A 23,935-nucleotide genomic window follows, 5' to 3' on the forward strand; every position below is an offset into this window, starting at 1 on the left:
AATTTAAAAATCTATGGTTTTTACACACGGGTTTAATCCGTATTATGCGAGGCTAATCAACAATGGAGCGTCTTCATGAACAAACATCTAATTGCTGCTGCACTTACTGCGGCCTCTTTAACACTTGCGGGTTGTGCTGATGAGAGCACAGCTCAATCAGCACCTGCACAGCAACTTCAACTTCAACCAATTGATGTAGCACAGGTGCTTGTTAAGCCGGTACAGAGCTGGCACACATATACAACTCGTTTAGAGTCTCCACAAGAAGTTGCTTTAATGCCGCGTGTATCAGGAATCATCGATAGCATTGAATTTAAAGAAGGCGACGTTGTTAAACAAGGCGATGTTTTATTTCAATTAGATGCTCGCCCATTTGCAGCGGTTGTTGCAAGCTTAAAAGCGCAAATTAAAAGTGCAGAAGCCGCACTAGAACAAGCTAAAAGTGAAGACAAACGTGCGGTACGCTTATTAGACCGTAAGGCAATCTCTACAGAGCAAGCACAAGCGCGCACTTCAACACTGCGCCAACGCGAAGCACAGCTTTCTGCACTGCAAGCACAACTTACTTCAGCAGAACTTGATTTAGAGTTTACGTCAGTAGTATCACCAATTGATGGCATTATTTCTCGTGCAAATATTACTAAAGGTAATAACGTACTTGCGGGTCAAAGCGTATTAACATCGATTGTTTCAAACCAAGCTATGTACGCTTACTTTGATGTTGATGAGCGTACATGGAATAGCTCTTTTAATGATGTTACTGCTGCGAGCCATCAAACTGTTGTAATGCAAAAAGTCGGTCAAAGCGATTTTGCATACAAAGGCTACATTAACTTTATTGATAACCAAATTAATTCATCAACGGGCACATTACGTGTTCGTGCAGTATTTGATGAAGATAGTAATCAACTTCGAGCGGGTTCATTTGCACGCATTAAGTTAGCGGCTAATGAAGTGAGTGAAAAAGTTATTATTCCTGAGCGTGCAATTGGTACCGACCTTAAAAATCGTTTTGTATTAACCGTTGGCGAAAACAACGTACTTGAATACAAACTAATTACTATTGGTGAGCGTTACGGTGCATTACGTGCGGTTACTTCAGGCCTTAGCAAAGGTGATGTAATTGCAGTAAATGGTCCTGCTCGCGTTGGTCCTGGTATGCCAATCTCTCCTCAAACAGTAACAATTGATACAAGCGGTGTGGCATTTACATTGTCAAACGACAACGCACAACTTGTGGCTAAGCAATAAGGTTTATTGATGAAATTTTCGCATTTCTTTATACAGCGCCCAATATTTGCGGCCATGCTGTCGTTGGTTATTTTAATTGCTGGTGGCATATCACTATTCCAACTACCAGTAAGTGAATACCCAGAAGTAGTTCCTCCTACAGTGGTTGTTACTGCAAGTTACCCGGGTGCTAACCCGACCGTTATTGCGCAAACAGTGGCAACACCGCTGGAGCAAGAAATTAACGGCACTGAAAACATGTTATATATGTTTTCGCAAGGTACCAGTGATGGCCGTATGACACTAACGGTAACCTTTGCGCTAGGTACCGATTTAGACCGTGCTCAAGTACAAGTTCAAAACCGTGTAAACAGTGCACTTCCACGTTTGCCAGAAGAAGTACAACGTTTAGGTGTTGTGGCTGAAAAGTCATCACCCGATTTAACCATGGTAGTGCATTTATATTCACCTGAAAAAACGCACGACACAGCTTACTTATCTAATTATGCTGATTTAAACATTAAAGATGAAATTGCGCGCTTACCAGGCGTAGGTGATATTCGCTTATTCGGTGGCGGTAAATACTCAATGCGAGTATGGCTTAACCCAGATGCACTTGCTGCACGCGAATTAACAGCAACAGATGTAGTAACAGCGCTTCGATCGCAAAACCAGCAAGTTGCTGCAGGTAGCTTAGGCGCGCAACCTATTTCAAACGACAATCAATTTCAAATATTGTTAAACGTTAAAGGTCGTTTAAACAGTATTGAAGAATTTGAACAAGTTATTATTAAAGTAGGCGACGAAGGTCAGTTAACGCGTTTATCTGATATAGCCCGTGTTGATTTAGGCCAAGACACTTACGCACTGCGTGCTGAGCTTGATAACCAACCAGCACTTGCAATGCCAATATTCCAACGCCCAGGTTCAAACGCTATTGAGCTTTCTGATCAAGTACGCGAAACAATGGCGCGCTTATCTAAAGATTTCCCTACCGGTGTTGAATACGACATTGTGTACGATCCTACAGTATTTGTTCGCGGCTCAATTGACGCGGTAATTGCCACTTTGCTTGAAGCAATTGTACTGGTAGTTATTGTTGTTATTGTATTTTTACAAACGTGGCGTGCATCAATTATTCCGTTAATTGCCGTGCCTATTTCACTCATTGGTACGTTTGCTGTAATGCAGTGGTTAGGTGTCTCAATTAACACCTTGTCGTTGTTTGGTTTAGTATTGGCCATAGGTATTGTTGTAGACGATGCGATTGTAGTTGTTGAAAACGTAGAGCGTAATATCGAAAATGGTTTATCGCCTCTTGAAGCAACCCGCGTTGCAATGAGCGAAGTAACAGGCCCTATTATTGCCATTGCATTAGTACTAAGTGCTGTATTTATTCCTACTGCGTTTATTACCGGTTTATCAGGTCAGTTTTATAAGCAATTTGCCCTTACGATTACAATTTCGACGATTATCTCAGCGTTTAACTCATTAACGTTATCGCCAGCGCTTGCTGCATTGTTACTAAAATCGCACGATGCAAAACCAGATGCGTTCACGCGTTTACTTAATAAATTGTTTGGTCGTTGGTTATTTAAACCATTTAACCGCGTATTTAATCGTGGTGCAAAAGGCTACGAAAAACTGGTACAAAAACTAATCCGTATGACCGTTGTTGTAATGGTGGCTTACATTGCACTTGTTGGCGGCACAATTAAGTTATTTGATACCGTACCAGGTGGCTTTATTCCGCAGCAAGATAAACAGTATTTAGTGGCTATTGCGCAGTTACCTGACGCTTCAAGCCTTGATCGTACTGAAGACGTACTTGCTCAAATGCAACAAATTGCACTAGAAGTACCAGGCGTTGCAAATACTGTCGCATTCCCAGGTTTATCGGTTAACGGTTTTACCAATAGCCCTAACAGCGGCATTGTATTTACACCACTTGAAAGCTTTGACAAACGTACCGACCCGAGCCAATCAGCGATGGCGATTGCGGCGCAGTTGAATAAACGCTTTGCTGCCATTGATGAGGCATTTGTAGCGGTATTTCCACCGCCGCCAATTCAAGGTTTGGGCACTACCGGTGGTTTTAAACTGCAAATAGAAGACAGGGCTAATAAAGGGTTCGAAGCACTATTTAATAGTCTGCAAGCCGTTATTGGTAAAGCGCAACAAGACCCTGCATTAATGGGCCTGTACTCAAGTTTCCGTATCCAAGTTCCACAAATGGATATTGATATTGACCGTGAGCAAGCGCTTATTCAAGGTATTCCACTTGATGAAGTATTTAATGCTCTGCAAATTTACTTAGGCTCTGTGTACGTAAATGACTTTAATATGTTTGGCCGTACTTACCAAGTAAATGCACAGGCTGATGCTGACTACCGCTTAGACCCTGATCAAATACTTAATTTAAAAGTACGTAACCGCTCAGGTAATATGGTGCCATTAGGCTCTGTATTAACAGTAACACCAACAATTGGTCCTGACCGTGTTATGCATTACAACGGTTACCCAAGTGCAGAGTTAAATGGTAGCCCAGCGCCAGGTTATAGCTCTGATCAGGCACAAGTTGCTATTGAAAAAGTACTCGCAGACACACTACCAACAGGTATTGAGTATGAGTGGACTGAAGTAACATACCAGCAAGTACTTGCCGGTAACACCATGGTTTATGTATTCCCGTTAGTTGTATTACTTGTATTTATGGTACTTGCAGCGCAGTACGAGAGCTTACGTTTACCACTGGCAATTATATTAATTGTACCTATGACTATCTTCTCAGCCTTGTTAGGTGTGTGGTTTGTTGGCTCTGACAACAACATATTCACCCAAATAGCGCTCATAGTTCTGGTTGCGTTGGCTTCTAAAAATGCGATATTGATGGTTGAGTTTGCAAAAGATAGACACGACTCAGGCTTATCGCACTTAGAGGCAATACTTGAGGCATGTCGTATGCGTTTGCGCCCAATATTAATGACGTCGATTGCATTTACAGCAGGTGTTGTACCGTTAGTACTTGCCACCGGTGCAGGCGCCGAAATGCGACACGCAATGGGTAACGCAGTATTCTCAGGCATGATAGGTGTAACCGTGTTTGGCCTATTGTTTACGCCGGTATTTTATATGCTAGTGACTAACAAAAAAGAGAAAGCGCAGGAGAATACTCATGACTAAATTAATGCAAAAAAGACTTAAAACAAGTCTAACTGTCAGTGCGGTATTAGTCGCTGCGTTTTTAGCAGGGTGTGCGAGTAAAATAGACACCATGAGCGAGCAAAAAGCGGTTAACGATTTTGTCGCTAAAGCTAATATTGCAAGTAACGTTAGCGTTGCTGATGAAACAAACTGGTGGAAAAAGCTTAATTCTGATCAACTAAATGAGCTTGTTACTGGCGCGCTTGCAAATAACTATAATTTGCAAACAAGCCAGCTAACACTTAAAAGCGCATTAGCGCGATTAGGAGAGCAAAAAGCCCAGTACCTTCCGCAAGGTGGCGTAAATGTTGGCGCAGCTCGAAGCGATGCACCAAGCGTGTTTGACCGCCAATCAAGTGCAAACGTTGCACTTGATTGGCAGCTAGATTTATTTGGTCGCATAACGGCGTTGGTTGATGCTGCAAATGCATCGGCCATGAGCCAAGCAGAGCAAGTGCGTTTACTGCAAATTGAAGTAGTATCGTCAGTTGTTAAAGGCTTTGTGAGCTATCAGGGTAATGTTGAAAAACAACACATTGTAGCGCTTCAAATAGAAGCCCTTGAGCAAAGTATTGACGTTTTGCAAGCACGAGTTGATGAAGGTGTCGCTAACGAGCTTGATTTAAACCGTACTATGGCGCAGCTTAGGCAGCAACAAGCACTTATGCCTGCCATTGAGTATGCAAAATACAGCGACTTATCTGCGCTTGCAGTACTAAGCGGTAAGCTAGCGCAAAATATTGCTATTGAAAACGAGCAAGGCGTGCTTGAACGTGACTTTAGCGTTGCACTAAAAAACGCTAATAATGCCATTGCATTGCGTCCTGATATTAGCCGCGCGCTGTTTGATTTTAGCCAAGCAAATAGTTTAAGCGTTGCAGCTAGCAAAGCGTTATTACCCGATATTAGCTTATCTGCATTTGCAGGGGTTGTGAGTATAGACAGCACAGGCTTAAAAAATACCGATCAACAGTGGCAAGTAGCGCCGCAGTTGCAATGGTCGTTATTAAGCTACCCAGCATTATTAGCACAGCGCGACGCGCAGCAGTTTTTAAGTGAAGCCGCTTACAGCGATTATCAACAAGTAGTATTAACAGCACTCAGTGAAAGTGAACTTTCACTGCAATTGTTGGTCAATCAAGCACAGCAAAAACGCTTTGCCGATGAACGCTATGACTTTGCTAATAAAGCATTTTTACAAGCACAAGCAATGTACGAAGAAGGTCAAATTCCTTACCTTGAGTTGTTAGATGCGCGCCAGGATGTTTTAATAGCACAAGAAAATGCTGTTGAAACAACAATTTCTTCACTGCTTGCCAAAGTAAATGCTTACCAGTCATTTAATGGCCAATGGAGTTATGCGTTAAACGACACTAATAAGTAGAGTTATATTGATGCCAAATACTGAAAATTTACATGAATACATTATCCCGCAAACAATGCGCGCTATTGTACTGCCAGAACCAAATGAAGCAATTGACTTAGCGGATGCTGAGCTGCCTGTTCCTATTTGTGCAGATAACGAGCTGCTTGTAAAAGTAGAGTACGTTGGTTTAAATCCAGTTGATGGTCAATTTGCTAAAACAGGCTTTTGTAAATGGCAGTATCCACACATTTTAGGCTTAGATGCCGTAGGTGTTGTGGTTAAAGCTAATAAAGGTGTGTTTCCAAATGTTGGCCAGCGCGTTATGTGGCATGCCAACATTGGTGAGCAAGGTGCTTTGAGCGAATACACCAAGGTACCTAACTTTGCAGTGTCGGTTGTGCCAAGCGGTTTAAATCCGGCCATTGCAGCAACACTTCCATGCGCCGGTATGGCAGCACTTATTAGCTTAGATAAAATAGGTATTAGTGAAGGCGATACTATTTTTATTGAAGGCGGAGCCGGAGCGGTAGGGCAGTTTGCTATTCAATATGCAAAGCAGCGTGGTGCAGATGTATTTACCACGGCATCAAAGCGTAACCATAAGTTGGTTAAGCAGCTAGGCGCTGATGTGGTTTTTGACTATAGCGATAAAAAGCTATGCGAAAAAATCCGCAGAGAACTTGGCCCGCAAGGCTTTGATGCGGTTATTGATACGATAGGTGGTGAGTGTACTCAGCGTAATATTGAGTTAATGCGTTTTTGCGGACGTATTGCCTGCTTAAATCCACTCCCTTGTTTTGATCAAGACTTAATGTATCACCGAGCGCCCAATATTAGCGTTGTATCGATTGGTGGTGCATGGCTTGCTAATAGTTTATGTGCACAACAACGCTTGAGCTTTATGGGCAACCTGTTACTTGAAGGGGCTGTTAGTGGCGACATTAAACACCCTGAAATAACGCCCGTAGACTTTAGTGCTGAGTCAGTATCGCAAGCGCTTAATAAACAACTTGCTGGTGGTTTTACCGGCAAGCAAATTGTTAAAGTTGCTAACTGAAGCGCTTATACAATGTGATTTAAATTTAAGTAGTTTTAGCTAGATTAGCTGATAATCTAGCCTCTACAAATTGAATAAAAACGTAGCCTATTTGTGCTGCGTTTTTTTATGCCCATCAAAAAATAGATACAGCGCTAGAGCTTTTGCTGTTTTATTCATCATTTTAGTCAAAATACTTTTTTTGAGCGTACAACTGCAAGCCTTTGTGTTTCAACAGTTTACGTTCAGGTAAAGAAAATAAATTGAAAAAACTGTTAATTAATTGAATAGAGTAATTGATCTAAACGATTTTTTATGACGTAATGTAGGTATTATTTAGCTGGTCGGATGAGTTCAATCATGAGTTTACGTACAAAACTAAAAAAAGTATTACCAAGTATTTCTATCACAGAACAAGAAGCGCTAGACGCGGGTGATGTATGGCTTGAAGGTTCTATCTACCAAGGTAAACCTGATTTCAGTGCATTGCGCGACGTACCTGCTGCTACATTAAGCGCAGACGAGCAAGCATTCTTAGACGGTCCAGTAAAAGAGCTATTGGGCATGATTGACGATTCAGTGATTCAAAACGGCATTCATTTACCAAATGACATCTTAGAATTTTTGAAAAAAGAGCGTTTTTTCTCGCTTATCATTCCTAAGTCGTTTGGTGGTTTAGAGTTTAGCCCTTATGCAAACTCTACCATTGTTGGCACAATTGCGACTAAAAGCTCAGCAGTTGCGGTAACCGTAATGGTTCCTAACTCGTTAGGCCCAGGTGAGTTATTACTTCACTTTGGTACGCAAGAACAACAAGCACATTACTTACCACGCCTAGCAAATGGTACAGACATTCCATGTTTTGCATTAACAAGCCCAGAAGCGGGTTCTGATGCAGGTGGTATTCCTGATGTTGGTAAAGTAACTAAAGGTATGTACAACGGCGAAGAAGTCCTTGGTTTAGAAATTACCTGGGACAAGCGCTACATTACACTTGCACCTATTGCTACCGTACTTGGTTTAGCATTTAAAGTAGTTGACCCTGATGGTCTGCTAGGTGGTAAAGAAAACCTAGGCATTACCTGTGCACTTATTCCTAAAGAGCACCCAGGTGTAGAGCTTGGTAATCGCCACGATCCAATGGGTATTCGTTTTTACAACGGTACTACACGTGGTAACAAAGTATTTGTACCAATGGATTTTGTTATTGGTGGACAGAAAAACATCGGCCGTGGTTGGCAAATGCTGGTTAGCTGTTTAGGTGCTGGCCGTGGTATTTCATTACCTGCGCTAGGTGTTAGTACAGCACAAGTTGCATTTAAATCAGCATCTGAATACGCAGCAGTGCGTGAACAGTTTGGTTTAGCCATTGGTCAGTTTGAAGGTATTCAAGAAAAACTAGCCGACATTGCAGGTAAAACATACCTACAAGAAGCAATGCGCGTACTTACAACTGAAGGCTTAGGCATGGGTTTAAAACCATCAGTAGTAACCGCAATTGCTAAATACCATATGACAGAGCTTGGTCGCGACGTGCTTGATTCAGCAATGGATATTCAAGCAGGTAAAGCGATTCAAAACGGTCCACAAAATACATTAGCAAGCGGTTATGTTGCTCAGCCGATTGCCATTACGGTAGAAGGCGCGAACATTCTTACACGTAACCTAATGATCTTTGGTCAAGGTGTTATGCGTTGTCACCCATATTTACAATCTATGGTTGAGTCAATTCACAGTGAAGACAAAGGCGCAGATAAAGAATTTAACGGCATTTTGCGTAAAACAATCGGCTACAGCACAGCAAACAGCTTACGTGCTTTCCGCCTTGGTGTTTTACCATTTACAGCAAGTGCTAATTCTGAATTACCAGAAGTACGTGACTACGAAAAAGCAGTACATAAATTATCTGCAAAACTTGCAGTGTACGCAGACTTTTCGTTACTGGTACTTGGCGGTAAGTTAAAACAAGCAGAAATGCTATCGGCACGTTTAGGCGATGTAATGAGCTTCTTATATGCAGCTATGGCATCAATTAAATACTACGAGCAAAAAGTATCAAGTAGTGACCGTGAGCAAGCAGCGCCGTATTTCCATTACGCGACTCGTTTTGCACTACAAAGTGCTGAAGAAGCATTGCATAAGTTTTTAGATAACTTCCCTGCAAGTGGTACACGTAAGTTTATTCGTTTCATTACAATGAACTACTCAACTAAAATGCCAAAAATTAGCGACGATTTAATCCGCGAACTAGCTAAGCAAGCTCAGCTAGATACCGCATTTAAAGCGCAAATCACGCATTTAGTTAAACCAGTAGTGGGCGATGGCCATCATATTAATGAGCAAGCTTACAAAGCTAAAATGGCATCACTTGGCGAGCTGGCTAAAGTTAAAAAAGCATTACGTGCTAAAGTAATTAAGCCAGGTGCACGTTTTAACATTACACTTGATAACGCATTAGCGGCAAACGTAATCACGCAAGCTGAACACGTTCAGTTAATTGATTACAACATCAAACGTGAAAAAGCGATTCGTGTAGATGAGTTCGATTTTGATATGAACATACTAGACGATAACGCACAGCCGATTAATCCGCTTAAAAGCGTAGTTAATCAGTAAGCTAAAGTAATTATATTCAATGATGCAAAGCGCCCGCAGTATCGGCGCTTTTATTTTTGAGTAAAAAATTAGTGTGGAGCCCCGCTTGTGTAAAAACAAGCGGGGCTTTTTTATGTGTTATTTAAAGTAGATGACGGTATTGGTTTGAAAGTGAGTATGTATGCTTAGAGGATTAAAAAGAGACGCTTATAATCTTGAAAAAGGGCTAATAACACCATTAGCACCTTGTTGTAGTACATGGGTATAAATTTGTGTAGTTTTAACATCAGAATGGCCAAGCTGAGCTTGAACAGTTCTTATATCGGCGCCACTTTGCAGTAGATGAGTAGCAAAAGAGTGTCTTAATGTATGAGGTGTTATTATTTTTGTTAACCCTGATTTTTGGACGGCTTTTTTAATCTCTTTTCTAATACAAGAGTGATGAAAATGATGTCGCCTTATTTCACCACTTTGAGGATCTGAACTTAATATATGAGAAGGAAATAAATATTGCCACGCAAGCGATTTTGCGGCACTTGGATATTTTTTTGTTAAAGCATATGGCATCCATACGCCAGAATATTTAGTATTATTTAAATCCAGTTTTAAATAGTCATCAACGTTCAAAATTTGATTTCTCAGCATAGGAATTAGCTCTGTGGCCAGCGTAACAATGCGGTGTTTATTACCTTTTCCATTCCATACTTGAATGCATTTATAATCAAAATCAATATCTTTTACTCTTAATTGCACCGCTTCCATTACTCTTAAGCCACTTCCATACATAAGGGCTGCAATTAAATAATAGCGCTTATTTAAATGAGCCATCAACATTTTAACTTCCTCTGGGGTCATCACTACAGGGAGCTTTGCTTGTTTTTTACTACGGGCAAAATTTAAATTTAATGAGAGTTCTTTTTTTATTATGTGCTTGTATAAAAATGACAATGAATTGAGTGCGGTGGCTTGCGTACGTGGTGCAACGTTTTGCTTTAACACTAAATGTTCTAAGTAGCGTTCGACTTCATTGTCCCCCATTGAGGCGGGATGGCGTTTATTATGAAAATGGATATAAGATGCAATCCATCTTAGGTAGGTATCTACGGTGCGTAATGAATACTGACGTACTAACATATAATCGGCTATATAATTTAAAAATGGGGAACGTGTTTTCATACTATTACCAATAATGGCGCTGTTTTTATATACAGTATAGTTGTGATGCACACATATTCAAGAAAATGAGCGGCGAGCGCATTTTCTCTTTTATTGAGAGTTTGAATGCTAATAAAAAATTATATATAGCAATGTGTTAAGTTATTTGGTAAAAATGATTTATAAAATACATGAGCGTATGGTTGGCAGAAATATGCGCGATGAGCGCACTATTAAATTGTTAGGCGTCATTCACTCACAGCATTAAAATGTGGGTTCAGACGTGACATTTCAGCATCAAGGTTGTTTCGCTAGGTTGTCTTTACGGCTTGCTTTTTCGGTAGTTTCATCGGCTTTAGCAACGCGCTTTTAATCAACATCACAACGCCAACATTCTGTATCACCAGCTTTCTAAACTCGCTCTTTTATCCAGCAATGTCCTTAACATCTGGCATTTCGCACAGGGTTGTTTTATCTTAATTTCAACTATTTAAATAAGTGGCCTTATCGGCTAGTGGTGGCAGCAAAGCTGCGTACTTTCAGTTGTACGCCTAACAAAACGCTGTTGGCACTCCCTTCGGTCGCTGGGACGCTAACACGTGGGCTGGCTCGCTTCGCTCGGATTTTAGCCCACGTGCTAGCGCCCCAAAGCTTAGCGTTATGCACTTAAAAAGGATTGAGCATGTCCAAGAAAATGGAAGCTAATGAACTAGAAAGCCTAGAAGTTAATGGCGTCGGTGAAGTTACTCCGGGCATGCAACTAGAACACCCTGTTTTTGGATTGGGCCAAGTAGAAGCAATCTTTAAGTTTGTTAAATCCGACGATATAACAATACGCATAAATTTCGAAAATCATGGTTCAAAGGCATTGGTGCCAGAGTATGCAAACCTCTCATTACCAAAACCTAAAACACAAAAAACCTCATTCATCTCTAAGCTATTTGGGCGGGGCAAATAATTGCATAACAAGGCGCTCAAGCAAGGACAAATTTTCCGTGGCCGATTTTTGTGCTTTAACGCTACGCTAGCACAAAAACGTCCACTCCAAATTTGCCGCTTAGCTTGGCGTTATAAGCACGGATGGATATGAGAGCACTTTATCTACTTTTATTTTTAATCTCGTTTAGTGTAAGTGCTGATGCGATCTTTCCAAGTTGCGTTGAAACACCGACTTTTGAGTGGCGTGACAACAAGCTTTTGGTTACGCAAGATGACTTTCTAAATCGTACTAACTGGTACTTAGGTGCTGGTGAGCCACCAATTTCAATTGGTCAAGCTACTGAAAAAGTTATTTCATTCCTTCGAGAGAAATATACTGTTGAAGAAGTGCAATTTGCATATGTTCACCTAAAAAGACAAAGTTGTTTAATAGATCAGAAAATACAAACTGTCTGGTTTTACGTTTTTGCGGCGGATTCACCAGTTAGCCTTATTGGTATTTCAATGGCTGGGCGATTAATCGAGTCCGTAGAATGACTTTAATGAAATGTGCTTATAACAAGCCAAGTCAGCGGGAATTTTACTCGCTGAAAAACACTCATAAAATCCCCTGCTTGGGGCGTTATGTGTAAATGGAAGTTTGGTGAATGAATTCTAGTTTTGACGAATATATTTCTAATCTAAATTTAAATAAGGATACTTATCCAACTGAGCTATTTGAATTCGCTTCAAATAGCGAGCGATATGAATTAAATCATCCGCAATCCCTTCATGATTCGTGGATAACATCGATTACGATCGCTGAAAATAGAAATAGAGTTCGTCCATTTGAGCCATCCTTATCTATTGTTTTAAATTTACTTGGCCAGCAACATGATCGAGATATTGTACTTAGCTACTTTGATGTTAAGTCTTATGAAATTTTGGGTTTCGAAAACCAATTTAATTATGGTGATACATTTCATGGTGATGTGTTAACACATGAAATATCTATTGTTGACGGTTTATTTCAACATGTTTTAGATCTTCGTTCAGGCTCTACATTTAAAGTTATTTTCTCTGAATTCAATTGTTTAGAGCAAGTTTACACATAACAAGAACATTAAACGGAAAAATTACAGTTGGCTGTTTTTCGTTCCTCAAACATTATAGCCAACTATAATTTTCCGCTTATGTAAGCGTTAGAAGTGCCAGAAGGATCTGCAAATGTCTTATTACAACTGCACTATTTTAAAGACCGCTGCAAAAGTCTCTTTTTTACATATTTCTTGGCTTGTTGCCCTAATTGGAATTCCGATTGTATTTTTTAGGGATGGCTTAGACTTAGTAGAAAAGTCACTATTGTTTAGTGGATTATTATTCTTTTTCTGGTTTGTATATTTACTTTTTTGCATTACATTTCATAGGCTAAGTATGCGAAATGAGCATAACAAATTTGGCTACCTTGCAAAGGATGACCTCGAAAAAGGCAAAGAAGTTGGTACACATTTGGAGGGTTGGTAGCATGGCACTTCTAACAAAACGCTCAAGCTCGCTCCCTCTGGTCGCAGGGACGCCTATACGCGGGGCGGCTTCGCCATTATGCCCCACGCATCTGCGCCCCTTAGCTTAAAGTTAGGTAACCAATGATATTCCGAGACGTACAACTAATTAACGCTGGAAAACATAGCGAAGAGAAATTAGCTCAAAATCGGTATTTGATGGCTTATTGGGAAAACTTGCGGGATATATTTTGCACCCTTTTACCCAACAAGTTCGATTTTTACGGGATATCTAAGTTAAATATTTATCTTGGTCCCTTCGAAGGTGAAAACTTTACTGAAGCATCTACAGATGGAATAGCAATTTATCGTCGATGCGATTTTGATTTTAGCGAATTCAAAAAACTTCCCGAACAGGATAAAAATGAACGATCTCTATTTTATGTAAGAGATTCCTTGCTCGTGCTTTGCAAAAGATTTGAACTGTCCGATCAGGTATCTGAAGTTATAAGAACAGTCTCTAAACAAGTTTTAGAGAGTAATTTTGAGCTAAAACGCGAATATAAAAAAACGACAAAGTGGAATAAAGCAAGGAGCTTGAGAGCAATAACCGAGTTGAATCATAAAGTTGGCGGTATGGATGTTAATTTCACTTTAGTGAATAAACAAGGTGTTACTTTGGCTAGGCATTGCTTATTTAGCAATGCAATTTGGAATACAGTTTGGTTTGAGTTATTTGTAGGTACATGGGAAGAATCTAATTTCATTATCGAAAATAGAGTAGGTAAAAGGGTTTTTATTTTTAATAGCCATGGCGAAATGGTTACCTAACAAGGCGCTGTTGTCGCCACTTTCGTGGCTGGGATGGCTTACGCTGCGCTCCAGCCGCCCCAAAGCTTAGCGTTATGCAGAACCAATATTACGGAGAAATAATCAATGATTGGCGTAAATGAACTTACTTCTTTTTTCGGTTGGTGTACTGTAATAAATCTTGGTGTTTATTTGTTTTCAGCGTTTTTTATTATCGTATTTAAAAGTTTTACGATTAATATCCACAGTAAAATTATAGGCGTTGAGGCTTCTGATTTACCAAATATGTATTTTAAGTTTTTGGGAAATTATAAAATAGGCATATTACTTTTAAACTTATCACCGTATATTGCATTAAAATTAATAGTTTAGTGTAAAGTTCAGCATAACAAGCCATTCAAGCAGGACTTTTTCCGCTTCGCTTCACATTGTAACTAACAATTAAAAGCCTCTTAAATGGGCGTTATATGCAAAAGGAGAATCGCGTATGAATATCAATGCAACACTATTAGGAGAGATAATATTTATCTCTGGGATCGTTATCGGTGTCCTTAGTTATTATTTGGCTAAACGTAAAACTAGCACACCTAAAATAGCTACATTTATAGGCGTGCTATTAGCATTTATTCCGCCACTCGGTTTAATTTATATTGCCATTCTAGTGTTAAAAAATGACATTAATCAAAACAATACTACTGAGGCTGTTGAGTAATTTGCATATAACAAACAAATTATGGCGCGACGCGCAAACAGCGCGCGCCGCATATTCGAATCGTTATACGTCGAACAGGCATCAAGGATGATTTTTAATAAATTGATGAGAGTATTCAAAGAAACGAAAGGGATGCCAAAGTTATTCCGGTTTCAGCATATGCTCAACTCAATTACATATTCACTGATGGTGCTTTTTGCTTTCTGGCCTTGGCCAAACGGAGAGTATTCGTTGAATGGGCGCAGCCTTACTTATCAAGAATTTTGGTTAACAGGTATGGCGCCCGGCTTTCTGTTATTTAGCATACTAATCATTGCAATTTGCTTTGCTTCAGTGAATAAACACTGGGCTGGCCGTGTTGGTACTTTTTTATACTGGGCATCTATTATTGCCTTCATGTCTTTTTATTCTTTAACTGGGGTTGTAATAGGTGGGGCAATAATAGCTGTTTGGGCGTACTATGTGTTCTATAGCACTGGCATGAGGCAGTTTTTTGTTCAATCAAACGTATAACAAAAAAATTAAGTTCGCCCGCTGCGCGGGCTGGGGCACAAACATGTGGGCTGCTCACTTCGTTCGGATTTTAGCCCACATGCCTGCGCCCCTTATTTAAAAGTTATGTAACCAAGGAAGAATCGTGAAATTCTGGAGAAACTCGTCCACAGAACATTATCCAATGTGGAAAGCATTCTTGATGTACATCTGGGTAATACCTGGAGTTCCGATAGGAACCTTTTTAGGTGTTTATTTCTTAGAGGCTCGTAATAGGAGCGATGATGAATTATTACTTAGCTTGCTTAACTATCGTTTAGATTTTACTTTGATTATTTTATTTGGTGTTGGTTTTATCCTTTGGGTTTGGTCTATTAGAGCTTTAAGTAAGCCTGTTTTTCAAATTCATCAAAATAGGTTGTACTTTTACGGTTATGGCTTTTTTAAAGATGACATTGCACTTGATTCACTTCAAGAAATACGCTCCTATAATCTTGGTCCGCTGGGTCACCTAATAGACTTTAAATCTAAAGTCGGTATTACCTTTAGATCTTTTGCTTTTCTATCAAACATTAATAAAAGTAAATTAGAAAAGTTTTTTGAGGAAAGTGGTATAAAGGTTACATAACAAACCATTCAAGCAGGACATTGCTCCTCACCCGTTTTAGTGGACACCTCCTCATCACTTTGAAGAGGCTAAAATGCCTAAATATACTCAACCTAGGAAGACATGGTTTTATCCAGTTAATTTCAAAATCAAAGTGTTGTGGCATAGTGATTTTGGCCACTATTTACATACAAACTTGTATAAAACCAAGTGGAGCTTTCTTATGCCTTAGTTTTATTAAAAACGTCCACTAATGTTAAACTACAAAAAACTTAATTACTTAATATAGCTATGGCATTTTATCTTCCTTTATTACAACCTCACTTTAAACACATTGAAATTGGCGATACGCTTACATCACTTTGGAGTGGGTGTGGCAATATTGTGCAGTGCCAGCTTGATGATAAGCCATGTGTTATTAAAGCGATTAAAATACCCAGTTATATACACCATCCTAAAATTAAACAAAGCGAATTTGCGCTTAAAAGAAAGCAGCACTCATATAGTGTTGAATACACTTTTTATAAGCTTTATAGCCAGCACTTACCAAAACATGCGCAAAGTATTGAATGTATAAGCGCAATTAATAAAGACGATGAATACGCGCTGGTGTTTAAGGATTTCACCAAACATGGGTTTACTCAAGCAGGGGCACAACATGTTAAAGCTATATTAAAGTGGCTTGCGCACTTTCATGCGTTTAACTTAAGTGAACCCGCTAATGGGTTATGGCAGCAAGGCAATTATTGGCATTTAAGCACGCGACCAGATGAGTTTAATAAATTAAAAACAAGCGAAAATGAAAAGTCCGATATTAAAAATGCTGCACATAAAATAGATGAGCAGCTACAAAGTTGTGCGTATAAAACGCTGATTCATGGCGATGCAAAACTTGCTAACTTTGCAGCAAATGAGCGCGATGAAATACTCGGTTATGATTTTCAGTATATAGGTGCAGGTTCTGGGATAATTGATGTAATGTATTTTATGACCAGTTGCTTAAGTGATGCACAATTACACGAGTGCGCTGATGAGTATCTTGCGTATTATTTTGATAATTTAAAGGCTGCTATTACAACTTATCATCCTACAGCACCAGCAGGTAAAATAGCTGACGATTGGCTCGCTTTATGGCCTGCTGCATGGGCTGACTTTTATCGATTTTTAGCTGGCTGGAGCCCCGAGCACCAAAAAATAAATAGTTATATGCAACAGCAAGTAAACAGCTGGTTAGCGAGTAACATTTAATAAACACAACGGGTGATTGCTTGCATAAATATCAAGCAAAACAATACATTTTGGCACGATGTATGAAAATCTCTTTAAAACTACAGGTCAAATGACCTTTTTTAATATAAAATACTGCAAATTCTTGTATCAGTAGGTTTATATCATGGCAATTCACGTTATTTCACACCCTCTTGTTCAACATAAACTAGGCCTAATGCGAGCGCATGGTATTAGTACTAAAAGCTTTCGTGAATTATGTTCTGAAGTTGGAACCTTATTAACTTACGAAGCAACTAAAAACCTACAGTTAGAAGATAACGAAATTACAGGCTGGGATGGCAATAAGTTAAAAGTAGAGCATATTAAAGGTAAAAAAATTACCGTAGTGCCTATTTTACGCGCAGGTCTTGGCATGATGGACGGTGTTATGCAGTTATTACCGGCGGCTAAAGTAAGTGTGGTTGGTCTTGAACGTAACGAAGAAACACTAGAACCAGTACCATATTTTGAAAAGCTCGTTGGTAATATTGATGAGCGCTTAAGCTTAGTTATTGACCCTATGCTTGCAACAGGTGGCTCAATGATTGCTACAATCGATATGCTTAAAAAAGCAGGCTGTAAAGAAATCAAAGTAATTGTATTAGTAGCTGCACCAGAAGGTGTGGAAAAAACACTTACAGCACATCCCGACGTAGAAATATTTACAGCCTCTGTAGATAGCCACTTAAACGAAAAGGGCTATATTATCCCTGGTTTAGGCGATGCGGGCGACAAAATATTCGGTACTGTTTAGGAGTCTTTAAGTGCAAAATAATGACACCTTTTCGATAAAAACTATTTTAACGGGCGCGCAAATGCTGTTTGTAGCATTTGGTGCGCTGGTATTAGTGCCACTTTTAACGGGCTTGGATCCTAATGTTGCGCTTTTTACCGCTGGCATTGGTACTTTGCTGTTTCAGGTAGTGACTAAAGGCCAAGTGCCTATATTTTTAGCTTCATCGTTTGCTTTTATTGCACCCATTATTGCCGCTGTGCAAATGTGGGGCGTGCCAGCCACTATGGGCGGCTTAATGGTGGCCGGCTTTGCTTATATGCTTTTAAGTTTATTAGTAAAGTTTAAGGGCGTTGCAACGCTTCATAAAATTTTACCGCCTGTGGTTGTAGGCCCTGTAATTATGGTTATTGGTTTAGCGCTTGCACCTGTTGCTGTAAATATGGCGATGGGTAAAAGTGGCGACGGCAGTATTCAAATTATTGATTACAACAGCGCTATTTATATTTCGTTGTTCTCGTTAGTGGTTACGCTTATTTTTGCAGTGTGGGGAAAAGGCGTATTTAAGCTTATACCTATTCTGGCAGGGGTTGTTGCGGGTTATTGTTTATCGCTTGCAATGGACGTTGTGCAATTTGACGCAGTGACTAACGCACAGTGGTTTGCTGTACCAAACTTCACATGGCCTGAGTTTAAATGGCAGGCTATTTTGTTTATGGTGCCTGTAGCAATAGCACCTGCAATTGAGCATATTGGCGATATGATGGCTATTAGCCAAGTAACCAATAAAGACTTTTTGAAAAAGCCTGGGCTTCACCGTACTTTGTTTGGTGACGGCCTTGCGACGTCTGCTGCATCATTATTTGGCGGCCCGCCTAACACAACTTACTCAGAGGTAACGGGAGCAGTTATGCTTACCAAAAACTTCAATCCTAAAGTAATGATGTGGACAGCCATTATCGCCATTATTTTAGCCTTTGTTGCTAAAATGGGATCTGGCTTACAGACTATACCTGTACCTGTAATGGGCGGCATTATGATTCTACTTTTTGGCTCTATTGCTGTAGTGGGTTTAAATACATTAGTTAAGTCGGGCGATGATTTAACAGCACCACGTAACTTAAGTATTGTTGCACTTATTTTGGTGTGCGGTATTGGCGGTATGCATATTGGTGGTAGCCAATTTAGTTTAGAGGGCGTAAGTTTATGCGCTATTTTAGGCATTGTGCTCAACCTTGTATTACCTAAGGCGCAGCCTCAAGAGAGTTAATAGTGCACGTAAGTTAAAAATATTGCACCATAATAGCGCATTTTTAATGCGCTATTTTTTTAACTTGTTAATAAATATACAAAAATAATAATGGTCTAGTATCTGCATTTAACTTCCAGAACGCATTGTATGCAAAGGAGTTACTATGTCAGAGGCCAATATTGTGGATATAACCCCGTTTTTAGCAAAACACCAACTGCCTTTAAAGTATCAATATTTGAGTGAGCAATATTTTGTTCCACTTGCGCATGACATCCTCGAATCTAAAAAAACAAATACTCCTATTTTTGTTGCCATAAATGGATGCCAAGGCTCAGGAAAAACAACACTCGCTGATTTTTTAGTTACGTGGTTTTCTAAAAACACACCACTTAACAGTGTTGCATTGTCTATTGATGACTTTTATTTAGCAAAACAAGCACGTAGTGAACTTGCCAAAGACGTACATCCTCTTTTTACTACTCGCGGAGTACCGGGTACTCACGATGTAGCGTTAATGAATAGCACAATAACTAACTTACTGGCAGGAGAGGTAAACGTACCGCTTCCACGTTTTAATAAACACGAAGACGACTGCGTGCCAGCAAGTGATTGGCTAACAAACGAAAAGCCAGTTGATATTGTTATTTTAGAAGGGTGGTGCGTGGGCAGTGAGCCACAACCGTTGTTTTCATTGAGTGAGCCGCTTAACGAGTTAGAGCAACAATTTGATAAAGAAGGCGTTTGGCGCCGCTGTGTAAACAGCTGTTTGGCAAACGAATATAAAGCCGTTTTTAACCTAATTGATTATACCGTTATGCTAAAAGCACCGAGTTTTAGTGATGTTTTTACATGGCGACAAGAGCAAGAACAAAAGCTAATAGCCAAAAAAGGTGAAGGCTCAGGCACCATGACTAACGAGCAATTGGTGTATTTTATTTCTCATTTTGAGCGCATTACGCGTGAGAACTTAAACACACTGAGCGCTAAAGCAAATGCTTTAATTGAACTTGATAGCAATCGCGATATTAGCGGTATGCACCTAACGAGTGATGACACCCTTCAACCTATTATTTTTACAGATTTGGACGGTACACTACTCGATCACGCCGATTACAATACGAATAATATCAGTGAGTTATTACAGCAGCTGCAAAATGCGCATATTCCTGTGGTGTTTAATACCAGCAAAACTTTTTGCGAAGTTATAGAGCTTAAAAACGATTTAAACATTCAGCAGCCTTTTATTGTAGAAAACGGTGCTGCGGTATTTATTCCAGAAGATTATTTTGAATTAAAGCCTATAGGTTGCAAAAAAATAGGCGCGTATTGGTGCTACGCAATGGCAAAGCCGCTATCGAGTTTATTAAAGGACTTAAATACTTTAAAGGCAGATTATAAAGCACATTACAAATTGTTTAGTGACTTATCGAGTGAGCAAATATCAGAACTTACAGGTCTCGATGATGCGCAAGCAAGACGCGCACAAACCCGCGATTATTCAGACCCTCTTTATTGGTATGGCAATGACGAATTACTCACAGCTTTTGTAAACGATGTTGAAGCACTCGGCTACGATATAAAAATTGGTGGGCGCTTCATTCATATTGCCAAAAATACCGATAAAAGCGCTGCACAGCAGTGGTTAGTTAAACAGTTTACCCATCATTTCAGAAAGCCTCTCACGGTCATTGCATTGGGTGATAGCGATAACGATAAGCAAATGTTAGAGCATGCAAATATCGCCATTATTATCGCCAATCCGGCGAGTAAAAAGCCGGTTAAATTGTCGCACAACAAAGCACGATATTCTCAATCACCAGCACCGCTGGGTTGGATTGAAGAAATAACGTCGTTGCCGTGTATTAGCAGTATTTTAAGTATTTCTGAGGAGCAAACATCTCATGGCTGATTTTTACCAAAATGGTATTATTACAACACTACATAATATTGCCGACAGACCAATAGAAGACCTAGAAAAAGAGCTACTTACTTTTAGTAAGCAGCGCCCTATGGGGTTAATACTTCCTTCGCTATTTAGTGAACTTGAAGGCCCTGCGCTGCAAAATATAGTTAGCGAGTTGCGTGAAGTACCGTATTTATCACAAATTACGATAGGCTTAGATAGAGCCGACGAAGCACAATACCGTCATGCACTAGGCTTTTTTAAAGAGCTAAACCAAAATCATAAAGTATTATGGAACGACGGCCCACGCTTACAAGCACTAGATAAAGAATTACAAGAGCTAGGTGTTGCCCCACGCGAGCTGGGTAAAGGGCGTAATGTGTGGTACTGCATGGGCTATAAATTAGCAACAGCAGAAGTAGAGTCTATCGCACTGCATGATTGTGATATTTTAACCTACGACAGAAGCCTACTTGCTCGCTTAATTTACCCCGTTGCGCATCCGCGTTTTAACTATGAATTTTGTAAAGGGTTTTACCCGCGTACTGCTAATGGCAAAATTAATGGCCGTGTATCGCGCTTATTAGTAACGCCATTGCTTCGCTCATTTAAAACAATTTTAGGCAATACCGACTACCTTGAATATATGGACTCTTTTAGATACCCACTTGCAGGTGAGTTTTCGTTTAGACGCGATGTATTAAACGATATTCGTATCCCAAGTGATTGGGGCCTTGAAATAGGCGTACTGAGTGAAATGTATCGTAACTATTCGCATAACCGCTTGTGCCAAGTAGATATTGCCGATAATTACGATCATAAACACCAAGAACTTTCACTTGATGATCAAAGTGCAGGCTTGTCTAAAATGTCGATTGATATTACTAAGGCATTGTTTAGAAAGCTGGCGACTCAAGGTGTTACTTTTACCAGCGAAACAATTCGTTCATTAAAAGCGACTTATTACCGTATCGGTCTAGATTTTATAGAAACGTATCATAACGATGCGTTAATGAACGGGTTAACGCTTGATGTACACCAAGAAGAAAAAGCAGTAGAAATGTTTGCACAAAATATTATGGAAGCAGGGCAACACTTTTTAGAAAACCCAATGGAAGCGCCATTTGTGCCAAGTTGGAACCGTGTTGTATCAGCAATGCCAGACGTACTTGAGCGCTTAAAAGAAGCCGTAGAGCTAGATAACGAAGAATATAGTTAACCTGCGTGCAGGTTAACTAGCCTATAAGTCTAAATAATAAATATTAGGGGCGCATGTGAGCACAGTTAGCGAATTATTTTTACAACGAGTAGAGCAACATCTTCATATTATTTATGAGGGTGTTGAGCTGCCTTTATCGGTTACTGAGCTTGCTCAGCAACTTATTAAAATTATATTAGGTAGCAATGCACTGCGCGACCCGACACCCCATACAAACCGGTGGGATGAACAAGATATAGTATTGATTGCTTATGGCGACTCTATTATTAAACACGATGATAGCGAATTTGCCGTATCGAGCCCAATGGAGGCACCGCTTAAAACACTACACAGGTTTATAAAAGAGCAATGTGATATGCAGTTAAATGCGCTGCATATATTGCCATTTTACCCGTACAGCTCAGACGAAGGCTTTGCCGTAATGAACTACGTGCAAGTGAACGAGTCCTTGGGTGATTGGGGAGATATTCAAAACATCGCTAAAGACGTAAAGCTAATGGCGGATTTAGTTATTAACCATTGCTCAAGCAGAAGTGTATGGTTTGAGAACTTTTTAAATGATTTACACCCGGGTAAAGATTATTTCAAAACGGCGAGCTTAACGGATGATTTAAGCCAAGTTGTTCGCCCGCGAACCTCATCGTTATTAAATACTGTAACTACGCCAAGCGGCGAAAAACACGTGTGGTGTACCTTTAGTCACGATCAGGTTGATTTTGATTTTGCAAACCCCGAGGTACTTAAAGAGTTTGTGGGAATAATTAGGCATTATTTAGACAATGGCGTGCGTTTATTTAGACTCGATGCGGTTGCATTTTTGTGGAAACAGCTTAATACAAGTTGCATTAACTTGCCGCAAACACATGAAGCAGTAAGGCTAATGCGAACACTTATTGAGCACGCAGAGCCCAGCGTAGTTATAATTACCGAAACCAATATTCCAAACCAAGAAAACCTGTCTTATTTTGGTAATGCCAACGAAGCGCACAGTATTTATAACTTTGCACTGCCGCCTTTATTGCTTCATACATTACTTAGTGGCGATAGCACTGCAATTAAGCATTGGATGATGAGCATGCCGCCTGCGCAAAATGGTACGGCATACTTTAATTTTATAGCCTCGCACGATGGAATAGGGCTCAGACCAATTGAAGGTTTATTGCAACCCAGTGAAGTGGCATCTCTAGTAAGTACCACAATGCAATTTGGTGGTCGTGTATCTATGCGTACAAGTAACGATGGCACACATACACCGTACGAGCTAAATATTGCTTTATTTGATGCTCTCCAAGGGACGCACAATGGCCCGGATAAGTTTGGCCTGGAGCGGTTTATGTGTGCTCACGCAATTATGTTTGCGCTAGAAGGTATCCCAGGGCTTTATATTCATAGTTTGTTGGGTACAACTAACGATTACGAACGCTTTGAAAATTCACAGCATAACCGTGCTATTAATCGCCATCGGTGGCAAGAGTCAAAGCTACTGGCGGCAATTGGTGAAAAGTACAGTCATCATCATAAAGTGTTTAACGGCATAAAAAGTTTATTGGCAGTACGCAAAAAGCAAAGTGCCTTCCACCCAAATGCTACACAGTTTACGCTGCATTTAGCAGGGGGATTATTTGGTTTTTGGCGACAAAGTATAGACAGACGCCAAAGCATATTTTGTGTTTATAACATTAGCGATAAACCACAAACACTCACATTGGCCGACTTAAACTTAATTAACACCCAAAAGTGGTTTGATTTGGTGGCAGATAAAACGATTGAAGAAAGCCAATTAACAATAGAGCTAGAACCATACCAAAGCGTGTGGCTGAGTAATATTAAATAAAGTGTATAAAAAAGGCTCGCACTGCGAGCCTTTGTTTTAACTAGGGCGTGTTGATCTTTGTGGATTGAAATTTGTTCAATCTAGGGGCAATTAAATCG

21 protein-coding genes are annotated in these 23,935 nt (G+C 39.9%); 20 read left to right on the top strand and 1 reads right to left on the bottom strand.

Annotated elements, in window-relative coordinates:
- Window positions 1-75 precede the first annotated feature (75 nt).
- The 5 genes from AC5NT5_RS19255 (at window position 76) to AC5NT5_RS19275 (ending at window position 9,452) form a co-directional block, all read left to right on the top strand.
- Window positions 76-1,251, top strand: coding sequence for an efflux RND transporter periplasmic adaptor subunit (locus AC5NT5_RS19255; protein WP_494513818.1), 1,176 nt, complete (start codon window positions 76-78; stop codon window positions 1,249-1,251).
- A gap of 9 nt (window positions 1,252-1,260) precedes the next feature.
- Window positions 1,261-4,413 (top strand): efflux RND transporter permease subunit, encoded by a 3,153-nt coding sequence (locus AC5NT5_RS19260; RefSeq protein ID WP_149593041.1) that lies wholly within the window; start codon window positions 1,261-1,263, stop codon window positions 4,411-4,413.
- Window positions 4,406-5,818 carry a TolC family protein gene (locus tag AC5NT5_RS19265; RefSeq protein WP_149593040.1) on the top strand — a complete coding sequence of 471 codons (1,413 nt, stop codon included), beginning with the start codon at window positions 4,406-4,408 and terminating at the stop codon, window positions 5,816-5,818. Before AC5NT5_RS19260 ends, AC5NT5_RS19265 begins: the two co-directional genes overlap by 8 nt.
- Window positions 5,819-5,828: 10 nt before the next feature.
- The gene (locus AC5NT5_RS19270; protein ID WP_494513819.1) at window positions 5,829-6,857 is read left to right on the top strand and encodes a zinc-binding dehydrogenase; all 1,029 of its coding nucleotides are present in this window, start codon (window positions 5,829-5,831) and stop codon (window positions 6,855-6,857) included.
- A 339-nt stretch (window positions 6,858-7,196) separates the two neighbouring features.
- Complete coding sequence (locus AC5NT5_RS19275) at window positions 7,197-9,452, top strand: acyl-CoA dehydrogenase (protein WP_149603631.1); 2,256 nt, start codon at window positions 7,197-7,199, stop codon at window positions 9,450-9,452.
- 186 nt (window positions 9,453-9,638) lie between these two features.
- On the opposite strand, the gene AC5NT5_RS19280 is transcribed toward AC5NT5_RS19275, so the two are convergent.
- Window positions 9,639-10,607, bottom strand: a complete 969-nt coding sequence (locus tag AC5NT5_RS19280) for an integron integrase (RefSeq protein ID WP_494513820.1) — start codon at window positions 10,605-10,607, stop codon at window positions 9,639-9,641.
- A gap of 661 nt (window positions 10,608-11,268) precedes the next feature.
- Between AC5NT5_RS19280 and AC5NT5_RS19285 the strand changes: the two genes are divergently transcribed.
- From AC5NT5_RS19285 to AC5NT5_RS19355, 15 genes are all read left to right on the top strand, one after another.
- Window positions 11,269-11,544, top strand: a complete 276-nt coding sequence (locus AC5NT5_RS19285) for a hypothetical protein (protein ID WP_494513821.1) — start codon at window positions 11,269-11,271, stop codon at window positions 11,542-11,544.
- 128 nt (window positions 11,545-11,672) lie between these two features.
- Entirely contained in the window at window positions 11,673-12,062 is a 390-nt protein-coding gene (locus AC5NT5_RS19290) for a hypothetical protein (protein WP_494513822.1), read from the top strand.
- Between the two features lie 110 nt (window positions 12,063-12,172).
- Window positions 12,173-12,619, top strand: a complete 447-nt coding sequence (locus AC5NT5_RS19295; RefSeq protein ID WP_494513823.1) for a hypothetical protein — start codon at window positions 12,173-12,175, stop codon at window positions 12,617-12,619.
- Window positions 12,620-12,731: 112 nt separating this feature from the next.
- Window positions 12,732-13,028, top strand: coding sequence for a hypothetical protein (locus AC5NT5_RS19300; protein WP_182671165.1), 297 nt, complete (start codon window positions 12,732-12,734; stop codon window positions 13,026-13,028).
- A gap of 122 nt (window positions 13,029-13,150) precedes the next feature.
- Entirely contained in the window at window positions 13,151-13,837 is a 687-nt protein-coding gene (locus AC5NT5_RS19305; RefSeq protein WP_494513824.1) for a hypothetical protein, read from the top strand.
- 105 nt (window positions 13,838-13,942) lie between these two features.
- The gene (locus AC5NT5_RS19310; RefSeq protein WP_182671167.1) at window positions 13,943-14,188 is read left to right on the top strand and encodes a DUF6868 family protein; all 246 of its coding nucleotides are present in this window, start codon (window positions 13,943-13,945) and stop codon (window positions 14,186-14,188) included.
- A gap of 115 nt (window positions 14,189-14,303) precedes the next feature.
- Window positions 14,304-14,528, top strand: coding sequence for a hypothetical protein (locus AC5NT5_RS19315; protein WP_024591715.1), 225 nt, complete (start codon window positions 14,304-14,306; stop codon window positions 14,526-14,528).
- Window positions 14,529-14,615: 87 nt separating this feature from the next.
- On the top strand, window positions 14,616-15,041 hold the full coding sequence (locus tag AC5NT5_RS19320) for a hypothetical protein (protein ID WP_494513825.1): 426 nt from the start codon (window positions 14,616-14,618) through the stop codon (window positions 15,039-15,041).
- Between the two features lie 124 nt (window positions 15,042-15,165).
- The gene (locus AC5NT5_RS19325; protein ID WP_024591717.1) at window positions 15,166-15,648 is read left to right on the top strand and encodes a hypothetical protein; all 483 of its coding nucleotides are present in this window, start codon (window positions 15,166-15,168) and stop codon (window positions 15,646-15,648) included.
- A gap of 270 nt (window positions 15,649-15,918) precedes the next feature.
- Window positions 15,919-16,875, top strand: a complete 957-nt coding sequence (locus tag AC5NT5_RS19330) for a phosphotransferase (RefSeq protein WP_494513826.1) — start codon at window positions 15,919-15,921, stop codon at window positions 16,873-16,875.
- A gap of 145 nt (window positions 16,876-17,020) precedes the next feature.
- On the top strand, window positions 17,021-17,650 hold the full coding sequence (gene upp, locus AC5NT5_RS19335; RefSeq protein ID WP_002958676.1) for a uracil phosphoribosyltransferase: 630 nt from the start codon (window positions 17,021-17,023) through the stop codon (window positions 17,648-17,650).
- 10 nt (window positions 17,651-17,660) lie between these two features.
- Window positions 17,661-18,899 (top strand): uracil-xanthine permease family protein, encoded by a 1,239-nt coding sequence (locus AC5NT5_RS19340; protein ID WP_182681634.1) that lies wholly within the window; start codon window positions 17,661-17,663, stop codon window positions 18,897-18,899.
- Window positions 18,900-19,044: 145 nt separating this feature from the next.
- Window positions 19,045-20,790, top strand: coding sequence for an HAD-IIB family hydrolase (locus AC5NT5_RS19345; RefSeq protein WP_024607206.1), 1,746 nt, complete (start codon window positions 19,045-19,047; stop codon window positions 20,788-20,790).
- Complete coding sequence (locus AC5NT5_RS19350; protein WP_002958673.1) at window positions 20,783-22,003, top strand: glycosyltransferase family protein; 1,221 nt, start codon at window positions 20,783-20,785, stop codon at window positions 22,001-22,003. The genes AC5NT5_RS19345 and AC5NT5_RS19350 overlap by 8 nt, the downstream gene beginning before the upstream one ends.
- Before the next feature lie 55 nt (window positions 22,004-22,058).
- Complete coding sequence (locus AC5NT5_RS19355) at window positions 22,059-23,837, top strand: sugar phosphorylase (protein WP_002958672.1); 1,779 nt, start codon at window positions 22,059-22,061, stop codon at window positions 23,835-23,837.
- The last annotated feature ends 98 nt before the right edge of the window (window positions 23,838-23,935 follow it).

This window comes from Pseudoalteromonas sp. J2K-J599 (genome assembly GCF_059295115.2).